Annotated in this window: 10 protein-coding genes; 1 reads left to right on the top strand and 9 read right to left on the bottom strand. The window is 60.7% G+C overall.

The annotated features are described in order from the left end of the window. Positions 1–16 precede the first annotated feature (16 nt). The 8 genes from etfB to R3F64_RS06155 form a co-directional block, all read right to left on the bottom strand. Positions 17–826 carry an electron transfer flavoprotein subunit beta gene (gene etfB / locus R3F64_RS06190; protein ID WP_332610439.1) on the bottom strand — a complete coding sequence of 270 codons (810 nt, stop codon included), beginning with the start codon at positions 824–826 and terminating at the stop codon, positions 17–19. After that, a complete protein-coding gene (gene etfA, locus R3F64_RS06185) occupies positions 816–2105 on the bottom strand; it encodes an electron transfer flavoprotein subunit alpha (RefSeq protein WP_264824745.1) in 1290 nt (429 codons plus the stop codon). Before etfA ends, etfB begins: the two co-directional genes overlap by 11 nt. Further along, entirely contained in the window at positions 2102–4117 is a 2016-nt protein-coding gene (locus tag R3F64_RS06180) for a (Fe-S)-binding protein (RefSeq protein WP_332610437.1), read from the bottom strand. The genes etfA and R3F64_RS06180 overlap by 4 nt, the downstream gene beginning before the upstream one ends. 145 nt (positions 4118–4262) lie before the next feature. Beyond that, on the bottom strand, positions 4263–6347 hold the full coding sequence (dgcA, locus tag R3F64_RS06175) for a dimethylglycine demethylation protein DgcA (RefSeq protein ID WP_085919731.1): 2085 nt from the start codon (positions 6345–6347) through the stop codon (positions 4263–4265). Between the two features lie 24 nt (positions 6348–6371). Continuing rightward, positions 6372–6917: a DUF5943 domain-containing protein gene (locus tag R3F64_RS06170; RefSeq protein ID WP_085919730.1), complete on the bottom strand. Its 546-nt coding sequence runs from the start codon at positions 6915–6917 to the stop codon at positions 6372–6374. Positions 6918–7155: 238 nt separating this feature from the next. After that, positions 7156–8133, bottom strand: coding sequence for a dipeptidase (locus R3F64_RS06165; protein WP_085919729.1), 978 nt, complete (start codon positions 8131–8133; stop codon positions 7156–7158). Between the two features lie 234 nt (positions 8134–8367). Beyond that, on the bottom strand, positions 8368–9510 hold the full coding sequence (locus tag R3F64_RS06160) for a GlxA family transcriptional regulator (RefSeq protein ID WP_085919728.1): 1143 nt from the start codon (positions 9508–9510) through the stop codon (positions 8368–8370). Between the two features lie 292 nt (positions 9511–9802). Then, the gene (locus R3F64_RS06155) at positions 9803–10105 is read right to left on the bottom strand and encodes an antibiotic biosynthesis monooxygenase family protein (RefSeq protein ID WP_066314808.1); all 303 of its coding nucleotides are present in this window, start codon (positions 10103–10105) and stop codon (positions 9803–9805) included. Between the two features lie 123 nt (positions 10106–10228). Between R3F64_RS06155 and R3F64_RS06150 the strand changes: the two genes are divergently transcribed. Continuing rightward, positions 10229–11809: a cryptochrome/deoxyribodipyrimidine photo-lyase family protein gene (locus R3F64_RS06150; protein WP_085919727.1), complete on the top strand. Its 1581-nt coding sequence runs from the start codon at positions 10229–10231 to the stop codon at positions 11807–11809. A 34-nt stretch (positions 11810–11843) separates the two neighbouring features. Here R3F64_RS06150 and R3F64_RS06145 read toward each other — a convergent pair whose 3' ends face one another. Continuing rightward, entirely contained in the window at positions 11844–13295 is a 1452-nt protein-coding gene (locus R3F64_RS06145) for an NAD-dependent succinate-semialdehyde dehydrogenase (protein ID WP_085919726.1), read from the bottom strand. Positions 13296–13323 lie beyond the last annotated feature (28 nt).

Raw genomic sequence — 13323 nt, 5'->3', positions numbered from 1 at the left:
GTGAGATAAAGGCACTTCAACGCAGCACGCCTTCCTCCTTGAGTAGCGTAAAAACCGCCTCGGCGCCTTGTTCAGGTGTCACATCGTTCAACAGTTGCCCGCCGCCGCTGTCGGCCTTGGCCGCCGCTGCCTTGAAACGGTCACGCGCCGAGGCTGACTTGACGATTTTTAGCCGTTTGGGCCGCTTGCGTGCGGGCTGCTCACGCCACTGGGTTTGCAGTTCATCGGTCACGCTGGCGCAGGCACAATCCGCCAACTCACCGCGTCGCGCCGGGCCGAAGGCGCTCTGGCGCGCGGCCGGGGCACTGCTATCCACCGTGGCGATGGCCGGTAAGCGTACCTTCAGGCGGCGGCGTTTGCCCCGTGGCAGGGCCTGTAGCACCGTGGCGACACCCTGCTCGATGCTTTCAATTTCCGCCAGGCCACTGACCACCGTCCAGCCGAGTGTCTCGGCCAGCAGATAGGGCACCAGACCCGAGCCCTCTCCCGTCTCGGCGCGCGTTCCCGTCAGCACCAGTTGCGGCGCGGCGAACCGCAGTATGTTGGCCAAGGCCGGAACGACGTCGGCATCCGGGTCCTGCTGAATGCGTTTGACCCTGCTGATGCCCATCCCCAGATAGCCACGCATGGCGTCCTCGCAGGCTTCACCACCATCGCCTGCATGCATGAGTTGAACGCTGGCATCACCCAGGGACAGCGCCATTTCCACCGCACGAGCATCATGGTCAGCACGCCGCGCCCGCGCGGTCAGCGGATGACGCCCCACCGACACCAGAACGGCAACGCTGAGCCCAGCGTTATTCAATGTGTTGACGTTAGGCGGCATCGCGATTCTCCTGCTGCTGTTCTCGATAACGCTCGACACGTGCGACCAGCGCGGCGAGAATTTCGCTGGCGTCGCCGATGACGGCAAGATCGGCGCGCTTGACCATATCGCACCGCTCGTCCAGGTTAATAGCGACGACCTTATCGCAGGTCTGAATACCCTGAAGATGCTGTATGGCCCCCGAGATGCCCACCGCCACATAGACGCGCGCGGACACCCAGGTGCCCGATGCGCCTACCTGACGATCGCGGGCCATGAACCCATCGTCCACGGCGACGCGTGATGCTCCCTTGGCCGCACCGAGCACCTGGGCGGCGTGGTGGTAGCCCTCCCAATCCTTGACACCATTCCCGGCCGACAGAATGAACTCCGCCTCTGCCAGTGACACGCTGGCCGGATCGACAGGGACTTCGCCCATGTCCTCGATACGTCCCAGCACGTCGGGCATAGGCTGGTTCAGCTCGACCGGCTGGGCGGCATGACGGGTCTCGCTGACCGGCTCGGCGCATTCTGCAAGCGCCAGCACAACGCGTGGCAGGTGGCGGGTAATATCGCTCGTACCGGCGGCACCGCGTGCCGTACAACGCCATCCGGTTGCGCTATGTTCATCCGCCTCGACCTGCCAGACCTGGGTCGCTGGACGCTCGCCCAGCCGCACGGCCAGGCGCCGCCCCTGCTCGCCGCCACCGAGCAGTGAGTCGGGCACTAGCCAGAAGCGTGGTGCCATCTCCCGCTCTACGGCACTCAAGGCGGCCAGACGCGCCTCGGGGGCAAACCCCATGTAGACCTCGTCATCCAGGTGCACAACGCGATCAATACCAGCGTCGCCCAGTGCCGCTTCTTTATGTTCGCCAAACAGAATCGCCACCACGGCGCCGGGATGGTCGACATCGGCATCCGCCATTTGCCGGGCCAGCCCCAGCAGGTCCTTATCGTGACCTGACAGTCGCCCACCGGTCAGATCAGGCACCACGGCCACCAGGAAGGCGGGATCTTCAATCGTCACTGTGCGGCGGCTGTCTTGAGGAGCCGCTGTTGTCGCGGCGGCCTGCCCGCCTTGCTGAAGGCCGCTACGGTCAATACGCTTGATGCCATTGGGGCCGATAAAGCCGACCGCACGGGGGTTCTTGCGCACCACACCGTTGGGCCCAAACCACTCACTGGCGCCTCCGTTGCCCATCTCGGCAAGCACACTGGCATGCTCGGGATGCAGACGGTTCCGGGCGATCCACTCGCGACGCGGATCGCGGCGCTGATTGTGGCCAATAGTCTCACTCATACGATCACCTCTTCAGCTGTCGGCGTTGCAGCGGGCTGGCGGGACGCGCCGGACGCCTCCCCGGCGGGGCGCTCCACCAGGGCATCCGCCACGAGTTCAGCGATATCGCGAACCTCGGCGCTGGTATCCACCACGCCTTCCAGCATCGCCGTGCACTGGGGGCAGCCCACCGCGACCAGCTCGGCACCGCTCTCCTTGACGTCATTCATGCGCATGTCGGGAATCCGCTGCTTGCCTGGGATATCGGTGATCGGCGCGCCGCCACCGCCACCGCAGCAGCGAGAGCGGGAGCCGGAGCGTTCCATCTCCTTGACCTCGATGCCAAGCGCCTTGAGCACGTTGCGGGGCGCCTCAAACTCTCCGTTATAGCGTCCCAGGTAACAGGGGTCGTGATAGGTGACGCTGCCGCCCTTCCAGGGGGAGAAGGTCAGCCGCCCCGCGTCATACAATTCCGCAATGAAGGTGCTGTGATGACGTACCTCATAGACGCCACCCAGCTCGCCATACTCGTTACCCAACACATGAAAGCTGTGAGGGTCACAGGTGACGATCTGCTGGAAGCGGTACTTGGAAAGGGTGGCAATATTGCGCTTCGCCAGGGACTGGAACGTTGCTTCGTCGCCCAGACGCCTTGCCACGTCACCGCTGTCACGCTCTTCGTCTCCAAGGACCGCGAAATCCACCTCGGCGGCGCGCAGCACCTTGACCAGTGCGCGCAGGGTGCGCTGATTACGCATATCGAAGCTGCCGTCACCCAGCCACAACAGCACATCGACCTGTTGGAGGTCTGCCATGCGAGGGAGGTTGAGATCCGCTGCCCAGTTGAGCCGTGAGCCGGGATCAAAACCGCCGAGATTGTCGGTGGCAATCAGATTGTCGAGCACTTCGGCGCCCTTGTTGGGGGTCTTGCCTCGTTCTAACGTCAGGTGGCGGCGCATATCGACAATCGCATCCACGTGCTCGATCATCATCGGGCACTCTTCGACACAGGCGCGGCATGTCGTACACGACCACAGCGTCTCGGCGTCCACCAGCGACGCCCCCTCCGGCAATGCGGCAGGGGCCACGATCGGCCCATGGGGGGTACCTTGGTGCTCACCCACCGGCTTGCCGGGGTAAGGCGTGCCAGCGTATTTGGCATCACTGCCACCGGCCATGCCGACGACCATGTCCTGAATCAGTTTCTTGGGGTTAAGCGGCTGGCCTGCAGCTAGGGCCGGACACGCCGCCTCGCAGCGGCCACACTGCACACAGGCATCAAATCCCAGCAGCTGATTCCAGGTGAAATCGGCGGGCTTTTCCACGCCCAGTGGCGCTGCCTCGTCCTCCAGGTTCAGCGCCTTGAGGCCCGTTGAACGGCCGCCGCCCCCTTTCTTGGTTGAAAAGCGCTCCGGCCGACGGTGGAAAGCCAGATGCAAGGCGCCTGCAAAGGCGTGCTTCATGGGCCCGCCCCAGGTCATGCCGAAGAACATTTCGCCCAGACCCCAGGCCACTAAGCCAACCAGCACCACCACAAGGAACCAACTAGCGCTTCCTTCAAGCAAGCCTTCGGGTAGCAGGCCCACCGTGGGCAAGGTGATCAGGAAGACGCTAACCGAAAACGCCATCAGGCTCTTGGGCAGGCGCATCCAGGGGCCTTTGGAGAGGCGCGCCGGAGGATTGATACGCCGCCGCGCCACGAAGAGGCTGCCAACGAACATGGAGGCACTGGCAAGCAGCAGTAACCCACCCAGCAGCGGGTTGGCGATACCCAGGCCATGCACCAGGATCATCAGCACGGCGGCGGCCACGAAGCCACCGGCGGTGGCCACGTGGGTATTGGAGATCATTTTGTCGCGGGCGACGACATGGTGCAGGTCCACCAGGTAACGGCGCGGCAACGCCGCCAGCCCCTTGAACAGATTAACGTGCGACGACCGCCCCTGACGCCACAGGCGTATACGGCGCAAGGCGCCGATCACCGCCAGGGCCAGGGCAGTAAAAATCAGTATCGGCAAGAGCGTTTCGAGCATGGTGCTCACCTCATCTTTGGCAGCTGGGCGCCGGTGGCAGACCTCTGCGAGGGCGCTGTAAACCCATCCCTGGGCGCTACTTTTGACATCCCTGTCAAAAGACCCTCGCTACGGTCTACCCCCGGCGCCCCGGCTCTCACTCTGGTCAAAAGTCCTTGCAGATTCGCAAAGCATCGTAAATGGCCGCGTGCGTGTTCCTCGGCGCCGTGCAGTCGCCCAGACGGAAAAGCAGGAAGCCATCGCTATTTACGTCGCCTTCTTCCATCAGGCAGGGCTGCGCCTGGGCGGCGTAGAGCGCCTCAAGGTCCACCTGGCCTTTGTTGCGGGACTGGTCCTTGAGGGCGTAGTAGAGCGCCTCATCGGGGCGCACGCCGTTCTCCACCACCACCTGATCGACCACGCGCTCCTCCAGGGCACCGGTGTACTCATTCTCGAGCACCGCCACCAGGCCGTCACCTTCACGGTAGACCTTATGCAGCATCAGGTCAGAGGACATGATCACCTCTTTCTCGTAGAGGCTGCGGTAGTACGTGGGGAAGGTCGTACCGCCCACCGCCGCGCCGGGCTTGATATCGTCGGTGACGATCTCCACCTTGGCGCCCTTTTCGGCGAGAAAATCCGCCGCCGAGACGCCGGAAAATTCGCAAATGGCGTCATAGATCAGCACGTTATTACCGGGTGCCACCTTGCCGGAGAGTACATCCCAGGTGCTGACCACCAGGCTTTCCCCGGTATCCTCAGAGTAGCCCCACTCCGGGTACTGACTGAGGAAGGGCTGGCCACCCGTCGCCAGCACCACGATATCCGGATGCAGGTCGAGTAGCGTCGCCTCGTCGGCACGGGTACCCAGGCGCAGGTCGACGCCAAGACGCGCCAGCTCCAACTGAAACCAGCGGGTGATACCGGCAATCTGATCGCGTTGCGGGGCCTGGGCGGCAATGGTGATCTGCCCACCCAGCGCTTCAGCCGCCTCGAACAGGGTGACATCGTGGCCGCGCTCTGCGGCAACGCGGGCGGCTTCCATACCGCCGGGGCCACCGCCCACCACCACGACCTTGCGCTTGGCGCCCTCGGTCTTCTCGATGATATGCGGCAGCCCCATGTATTCCCGGGATGTCGCCGCATTCTGGATACACAGCACATCAAGGCCCTGGTACTGACGGTCAATACAGTAGTTGGCGCCCACGCACTGCTTGATCTGGTCCACCTGGCCCATCTTGATCTTGGCAATCAGGTGCGGGTCGGCAATATGCGCCCGGGTCATGCCCACCAGGTCCACATAGCCACCTTCAAGGATGCGTTGAGCCTGGTTGGGATCCTTGATGTTCTGGGCGTGGATCACCGGCACATTGACCACTTCCTTGATGCCCGCCGCCAGGTGCAGGAAAGGCTCCGGCGGGTAGGACATGTTGGGGATCACGTTGGCCAGGGTGTTGTGGGTGTCGCAGCCGGAGCCGATCACGCCAAAGAAATCCACCTGGCCGGTGGCATCGTAGTAGGCGGCGATCTGCTTCATGTCGTCGTGGGAGAGGCCGTCCGGGTGAAACTCGTCACCGCAGATACGCATGCCGACGCAGAAGTCGTCCCCCACCTCGGCGCGTACGGCCTTCAGCACTTCCAGGCCGAACTTCATGCGCCCCTCGAAGCTGCCGCCCCACTCGTCCTCGCGCTTGTTGACCCGCGGGCTCCAGAACTGGTCAATCAAGTGCTGATGCACCGCGGAAAGCTCAACGCCGTCGAGCCCGCCTTCCTTTGCCCGGCGAGCCGCCTGGGCAAAGTCACCGATGATGCGCCAGATTTCTTCCTCTTCGATGGTCTTGCAGGTGGAGCGGTGCACCGGTTCGCGGATCCCTGAAGGCGATAGCAGGGTCGGCCAGTCGAAGCCGTCCCAGCGTGAACGGCGCCCCATGTGGGTGATCTGGATCATGATCTTGCCGCCATGCTTGTGCACGGCGTCCGCCAGGTTCTGGAAGTGCGGGATGATACGGTCGGTGGAAAGATTAACCGAGCTCCACCAGCCCTGGGGGCTGTCGATGGACACCACCGAGGAGCCACCACAGATGGATAGGCCGCAGCCACCCTTGGCCTTTTCCTCGTAGTACCTGACGTAGCGCTCGGTGGTCATGCCCCCGTCGGTGGCGTGTACCTCGGCGTGGGCGGTACTGACCACGCGATTGCGAATGGTCAGCTTGCCGATCTCGATCGGCTCGAAAATTGCGTCAAATGCCATGATCTTCTCTCCTCATTCCCGCGATTAGCGGGTGGCGTCGTTCAGCGGCCCAACGTTGAAGACACCTACATCACAACCAGGCTCAGCGGCACTCTGTGTCTGCTCGGCGACGGTCCGCAGGTCGCTGCCACGCGCGGCAAGAATCTGGTCCATGGCCCCGGCAAACCAGCCGGTGAACATGTACTCTTCTTTTTTTCCTGTCTTGCCAAGCTGGTAAACAAAGGCGCTGTGCTCCAGCCGCACTCTCGCCGTACCGGCTTCGAGGTCGATCTGTTCGGTAATAAAGAGTCCCCAGCCACGCTGGGAGAGGCGTGTCATGTAGTGTTCGAAGACGGCCACGCCCTCGATACCATGGCATTCGGCTTCTTTCTCGCACCAGTGCCAGGCGCTCTTGTAGCCAGCGTGGTAGAGGATCTCTGCGTACTTCTCGGCACCCAGCGCCTCTTCGACGGCCACATGGTTGTTGATAAAGAAGTGTCGCGGCACATACAGCATCGGCAGGGCGTCGCTCGTCCAGACGCCGGTCTCGCTATCCACTTCGATAGGCAGTGCGGGGGCCAGTTTGGTCACGGTTGTATTCCTCAGATCTTGCTGATTGTTATGAAGTGGCTAATTAGCCGTTCTGCAAGGGGAGCGGCGCCGGGGATAGGCCGTAGAGGGGGTCTTTTGCCATGGCCGGAAAATGTTCCAAACAATTCCGGCATTTCCGCCATCCATGGCGGGCAGATGGCAAAAGTAGCGTCCAGGGAGGGATTCACAGCGCCCCCTCGTAGGCCTATCGCCGGTAAAGCCGCGTGAGTCGGGCTCATCAGCTCCCCCAAACGTCCTTAAGCACGCGCACCCAGTTCTCGCCCATGATCTTGCGCACCTGGGACTCGCTCATGCCGCGCTTCAGGAGTGCCTCGGTCAGATTGGGAAACTCCCCGATGGTGCGAATACCCTCAGGGTTGATGATCGTGCCAAAGTCCGTCAGGCGGCGGGCATAGCCCTTGTCATGGGTCAACCACTCGAAGAATTCATGGTCATGCCCCTGGGTAAAGTCGGTGCCGATACCGATGGCATCCTCCCCCACGATGTTCATGATGTATTCGATGGCCTCGCAATAATCATCAATGGTGGAATCGACGCCCTTCTTGAGAAACGGGGTAAACATGGTGACGCCGACAAAGCCGCCGTGGTCGGCAATGAACTTGAGCTCTTGATCGGATTTATTGCGCGGATGCTCCTTGAGCCCGGAAGGCAAGCAGTGGGAGTAGCAGACCGGCTTCTTGGACTCGAGGATGACTTCCTCGGAGGTCTTGGCGCCCACGTGAGAGAGGTCGCACATGATGCCGACGCGGTTCATCTCGGCCACGATTTCGCGACCGAAGCCGGAAAGACCGCCGTCGCGCTCGTAGCAGCCGGTTCCCACCAGGTTCTGGGTGTTGTAGCACATCTGTACGATGCCCACGCCCAACTGCTTGAAGATCTCGACATAACCGATCTGATCCTCAAAGGCGTGGGCGTTCTGGAAGCCGTAGATGATGCCGGTCTTGCCTTCTTCCTTGGCCCGGGTGATATCCGCCGTGGTTCGCACCGGGCGCACCAGGTCGCTGCATTCGGCCATCAGCTGGTTGGACCTAACGATATTATCGACGGTCGCCTGGAAACCTTCCCATACCGAAACCGTACAGTTGGCAGCGGTCAGACCGCCGCGCCGCATATCTTCAAGCAGCTCACGGTTCCATTTGGCTATGATCAGACCATCGATGACGATAGCGTCATCGTGCAATTCTGTAGGGGACATGGCTAAGCTCCGACATTGATGAATGTAGCGAGCATAGCGCTGACGTCGGGGTGGGCTGCTCTTGGAAACGACAGCGGAAATTCCAAAAGCGTCATGGTGTCGCGAACACCACCACTCGTCGCGCACCTTCAAAACATTTATCGCAGCGTCACGCTGACATGGAGAGTAGCGGCCATAAAAAAACGTGCTGCCCAACACGGGACAGCACGTTATGGGGGGATCACGCAGTGGCTATCAGTTCACCAGCAGTACACTGGCAAACGTCGGCTCTCCCTGTGCATTGGCAAGTGCCTGCTGAGCGCCCGAGGAAGGCTCCAATGCATTCGATCCGTTCCCCCACTGTCTGATTAACGGTGGTGACTTGCTCCCATCGCTCTTGCGCTCAAGCCCGCTCAGGCGCTCATTTCTCGGCGGCACACCGAAATACTCGCGGTAACACTTGGAAAAATGGGGCGTGGAAACGAAACCACAAACGGAGGCAATCTCGATGATCGACAAGGGGGTTTGCTTAAGTAATTGCCGGGCTCGCACCAGCCGCAACTTGAGGTAATATTTAGACGGTGAGCAGAGCAGGTAGCGTTGGAACAAACGCTCTAGCTGGCGACGTGACACATTGACGTAACGTGCCAACTCATCGAGTTCGATCGGTTCTTCAAGGTTGGATTCCATCAACGCCACAATCTCAAGCAGCTTGGGCTGGGTAGTGCCCAACACGTGTTTAAGAGGGACACGCTGCTGATCCTGTTCGTTACGCACGCGTTCACAGATGAACATTTCGGAGATACCCGCCGACAGCTCGCGCCCATGATCATGACCGATCAGGTGGAGCATCATGTCGAGCGGCGCGGTGCCCCCCGAAGACGTGAATCGATCACGGTCAATTGAGAAGAGATTGGCGTTCAGGATAACGTTGGGGAACGCCTCCTGCATGGACGCCAAACACTCCCAGTGGATGCTGGTTTCATAATGATCAAGCAGCCCCGCCTGGCCAAGCGCCCAACTGCCTGTGCATACCGAACCTAAACGCCTCAATTGGCGCGACTGGGACTGAAGCCAGCGTACGTGCTCGCGGGTGACACTACGATGAGGGCCTACGCCGCCGCAAACGACCACCCACTCGAGCGATAGCGGGGAATGCATGGAGGCATCAGGCGTTACCTGCAAACCATCGCTTGCACGCACGGGCAAGCCGTCCTGGGTCAGGGTATACCAGCGATACAGCTCGCGCCCGGCCAGTTGATTGGCCATCCGCAAAGGTTCTATGGCAGAGGCCAGAGAAATCAACGTGAAGTTGTCTAACAGTAAAAAGCCCAGCGTTTGAGGTTCGCCTGAACGATTCGGTGTTGCTGTCTGGTCATTTGCTTGATGAGAGTCCATCTTTCCTACCTCGGTCACCTTTCAGTTATCAAGTTTTCTTGTTGATATAGGTGTCGCTGGCGTTGTTCGGCTTCCCGTTGCTGAGTCATATTGTCACTCACGCATGGGTACTGCTCTTTAGTCGTATATTGGCACGAATCGTTTAAAACACGACAAATTTTATCTCGAAAATCTGGCGGCGAGTCGCAAATAAAACGCTCGATGTCGTTTTCAAACCGCTACCTGTGATGGCTCGACAGAAGGGTGGATAAGCATGGCCAAACGGCCATGCAATAACTGATTAACGAGCGCCTTAGAGCACCACCTCATAACCTTCAAATTTGGGCGGACCTAGATAAATACCCTCGGGCGACTTGGCATTGGCGTGAGCCTTGCGAAAGGCGTCTGAGCGAGTCCAGTCGCGGAAAGCCTCTTCCGATTCCCAAACGCTGTGGGAAATAAACACGGTGTGGTCTTCCTGGCTTTCGCCCTGCAACATATGGAACTGCTTGAAGCCCGGCACGTCTTCCAGATGTGAATCGCGGTTGCGCCACACCTCTAAAAAGTCCTCTTCACGACCGGGGGCAATGCGAAAACGGTTCATGGCGATATACATGATGACTCTCCTTTTGAACGGGTCCTGTTGAGTTGATTACGCAAACGGTGACTTGATGGTAACGTCGTGGCTTAGCGGCGAATAGCCTTAGTGGCGAATAGCCCTCAACCGCCAAGGTAAGGTATGGCTAAGGCACCTGTTCAGGTTGTTTGGTTCAAACGCGATTTACGTATCCATGATCACGCGCCGCTCGCCACCGCCGCCGTGGCAGGTCCCGTGCTGCCTGTCTTTGCCATCGAACCCGAGCAGTGGCAAACGCCGGACAGCGCACTGCGTCACTGGCAATTTGCCGCTGATTCACTGGTCGACCTTTCTACCGCACTGGCGACACTGGGCCTGCCGCTGTGCCTTTACCAAGGCAGTATTGTTGAACTGCTTGCTGGGTTAAAAGCGCACTATGGAGACCTTGTTCTTCACTCCCACCAAGAAACCGGCAATGACTGGAGCTTTGAACGCGATAAAAGGGTCCATCTCTGGTGTCGTCAACACGGTATTGCCTGGCAGGAATCCCGCCAACACGGCGTCATTCGAGGGCTTACCCGCCGTACCGGACAGCAAACCCGCTGGGAAGCACATTGGGAAACATTAATGACAGCGCCCACGGAACCTGCTCCGCGCAATGCCAGGGTGGCTCAAGGCTGGGAGCAGTTTCACCACCTCGACACCTCGCAGCTTCGCGGACTGACGCTGGGTTTCGATACCACGCCCTGCCCAGAGCGTCAGCCAGGCGGCCGCAACGAAGGGCGTGCGCTATGGCGCAGCTTTGTCACTCAACGCGGGCGGCGCTATCGCGGTTCCCTATCCAAGCCGCTTCTAGCCTGGGAGTTTGGCTCACGGCTTTCGCCCCACTTGGCCTGGGGCACGCTCTCCATGCGTGAAGTGGTCCAGTCGCTGCGCCGCCAGCGGGAAAAACATGCAGAAGATTCACAGTGGTCACGCTCCCTGCGCGCTTTTACCTCGCGGCTTTACTGGCACTGCCACTTTATTCAAAAGCTGGAAAGTGAGCCGAGCATGGAGCACCAGACGCTGCACCCCGCGCTGCGTGGCCTGCGCGAACGCGACCCCGACCACCCCAACCTGACTGCCTGGAAAAACGGCCAAACCGGCGTGCCGCTGGTGGATGCCTGCATGCGCAGCCTGACCGCCACCGGCTGGCTCAACTTTCGCATGCGCGCCATGCTCATCTCCCACGCCACGTTTGGCCTTGGATTACACTGGCACGAGCCCGCCCTGCACCTGGCACGGCTGTTTACCGACTTCGAGCCCGGTATCCACTACCCCCAGGTGCAGATGCAGGCTGGTGCCACGGGCACCAATGCGCTGCGGGTCTACAACCCCATCAAGCAAGCAGAAGATAATGACCCCAGCGGCGCGTTTGTTGCCCGATGGGTGCCCGAATTAACGGCACTGCCGTTAGAGTGGCGCGCCAAGCCCTGGGCACTGCCCGAAAGCCTGCGTCGGCGGTTCGGTTTTCAGCCCGGCGAACACTACCCGCTGCCCCACGACTTTGAAGCCGAGGCGCGCCACTGGAAGAAGATGCTGTATGACCTCAGGCGCACGCCCGAGGCAAGAGAAGACAGCCAGGCCATTGTGGATAAGCTTGCCAGCCAGAGACGACCATTTGCTAAACGCGCTAAAAAAGCAAAACCCGCCAATCGCCAGCAACTCTCGCTGTTTGACGATGGCGGGCTCGATAACGCTTAGCCACTGGTTAGCAATGTCTTAAAACAATGCTGCCTTATAAGCCGCCCACGCAGACGTACTTGAGCTCGGTGAACTCATCCAGCCCATGGTGGGAGCCTTCGCGGCCAAGGCCAGACTCTTTCACACCGCCGAACGGCGCCAGCTCGGTTGAGATAAGTCCCTCATTGACGCCGACCATGCCGTACTCCAACTGCTCCATGGTATGCCAGATGCGGCGATAATCCGTGGCGTAAAAGTATGCGGATAAACCAAAGGGCGTGTCGTTGGCCATCTGGATAGCTTCTTCATCGCGCTGGAAACGGAACACCGGCGCCACCGGGCCAAAGGTCTCTTCATCGGCCACGGCCATTTGGGTGGTCACGTCCGCCAGTACCGTGGGAGTAAAGAAACGCTCGCCGGCGGCGTGAGGCTTGCCACCGCACAACAGGCGCGCGCCATGGCTCAAGGCGTCGTCTACATGGCGCTGAACTTTGTCGACTGCTGCCTGGTTGATCAGCGGGCCGATGACGCTGCCCTCGGTCAGGCCATCGCCGACTTTCAGGGCATTGACACGCTCGGTGAGCTTGCTGACAAACGCCTCATAAATACCGTCCTGCACCAGGAAGCGATTGGTGCACACACAGGTCTGCCCGGTGTTACGGAATTTAGATGCTATCGCGCCATCCACGGCGGCATCGATATCGGCGTCGTCAAAGACGATAAAGGGTGCGTTGCCGCCCAGTTCCATGGCGGTTTTCTTCACTGTGCTGGCACACTGGGCAAGCAGGTGTTTGCCCACCGGGGTAGAGCCGGTAAACGAGACTTTGCGCACCCGTGGATCAGTGGTCAGTACCTCACCCACCGCTGCCGGTTTCGATGCCGTCACCACGTTGATGGTGCCCGTCGGCAAGCCCGCTTCCAGCGCCAGGTACGCTGCCGCCAGGGCGGTGAGCGGTGTGGCTTCAGCGGGCTTGATAACCACGGTGCAGCCCGCGGCCAGGGCCGGGGCGCACTTGCGGGTAATCATCGCCAGCGGGAAGTTCCACGGGGTGATGGCAGCGACCACACCGACCGGCTCGCGCAGCACCAGAAGGCGCTTGTCCGCGCCGTGGCTGGGCAGGGTTTCCCCGGCCATACGCTTGGCTTCTTCGGCGAAGAACTCGATAAAGGAGGCGCCATAGATGACTTCCCCCTTGGCTTCCGCCAGCGGCTTGCCCTGCTCGAGAGTCATCAGACGTGCCAGATCATCGGCGTGCTCATGGATCAGCTCAAACCAGCGGCGCAGCAGTGCCGAGCGCTGTTTCGCTGGTGTCGCGCGCCAGGCAGGCCCTGCATCGTAGGCGGCCGCTACGGCATCACGGGTATCGTCGGCGCCTAAATCGGCCACCTGGGCGATTGTCTCGCCGGTGGCGGGGTTATCCACCAAGAAGGTCTGCTGGCCCTTACGCCATTCGCCGCCCACCAAGGCAGGTACGCCATCATGCAACCACTGTTCGATAAAACTCATATATTGCTCCTGAAAAGCCCTGGTCTTG

The organism is Halomonas sp. 5021, assembly GCF_036663435.1.
Classification (GTDB): Bacteria; Pseudomonadota; Gammaproteobacteria; order Pseudomonadales; family Halomonadaceae; genus Vreelandella; species Vreelandella janggokensis.
The sequence above is the reverse complement of the archived record's forward strand: the minus strand, read 5'-3'. Positions and strand labels throughout refer to the sequence as shown.

Coding starts and splice junctions, on each gene's coding strand:
- etfB (WP_332610439.1), bottom strand. CDS start 826: ATGCCGCCTAACGTCAACACATTGAATAACGCTGGGCTCAGCGTTGCC.
- etfA (WP_264824745.1), bottom strand. CDS start 2,105: ATGAGTGAGACTATTGGCCACAATCAGCGCCGCGATCCGCGTCGCGAG.
- R3F64_RS06180 (WP_332610437.1), bottom strand. CDS start 4,117: ATGCTCGAAACGCTCTTGCCGATACTGATTTTTACTGCCCTGGCCCTG.
- dgcA (WP_085919731.1), bottom strand. CDS start 6,347: ATGGCATTTGACGCAATTTTCGAGCCGATCGAGATCGGCAAGCTGACC.
- R3F64_RS06165 (WP_085919729.1), bottom strand. CDS start 8,133: ATGTCCCCTACAGAATTGCACGATGACGCTATCGTCATCGATGGTCTG.
- R3F64_RS06160 (WP_085919728.1), bottom strand. CDS start 9,510: ATGGACTCTCATCAAGCAAATGACCAGACAGCAACACCGAATCGTTCA.
- R3F64_RS06155 (WP_066314808.1), bottom strand. CDS start 10,105: ATGTATATCGCCATGAACCGTTTTCGCATTGCCCCCGGTCGTGAAGAG.
- R3F64_RS06150 (WP_085919727.1), top strand. CDS start 10,229: ATGGCTAAGGCACCTGTTCAGGTTGTTTGGTTCAAACGCGATTTACGT.
- R3F64_RS06145 (WP_085919726.1), bottom strand. CDS start 13,295: ATGAGTTTTATCGAACAGTGGTTGCATGATGGCGTACCTGCCTTGGTG.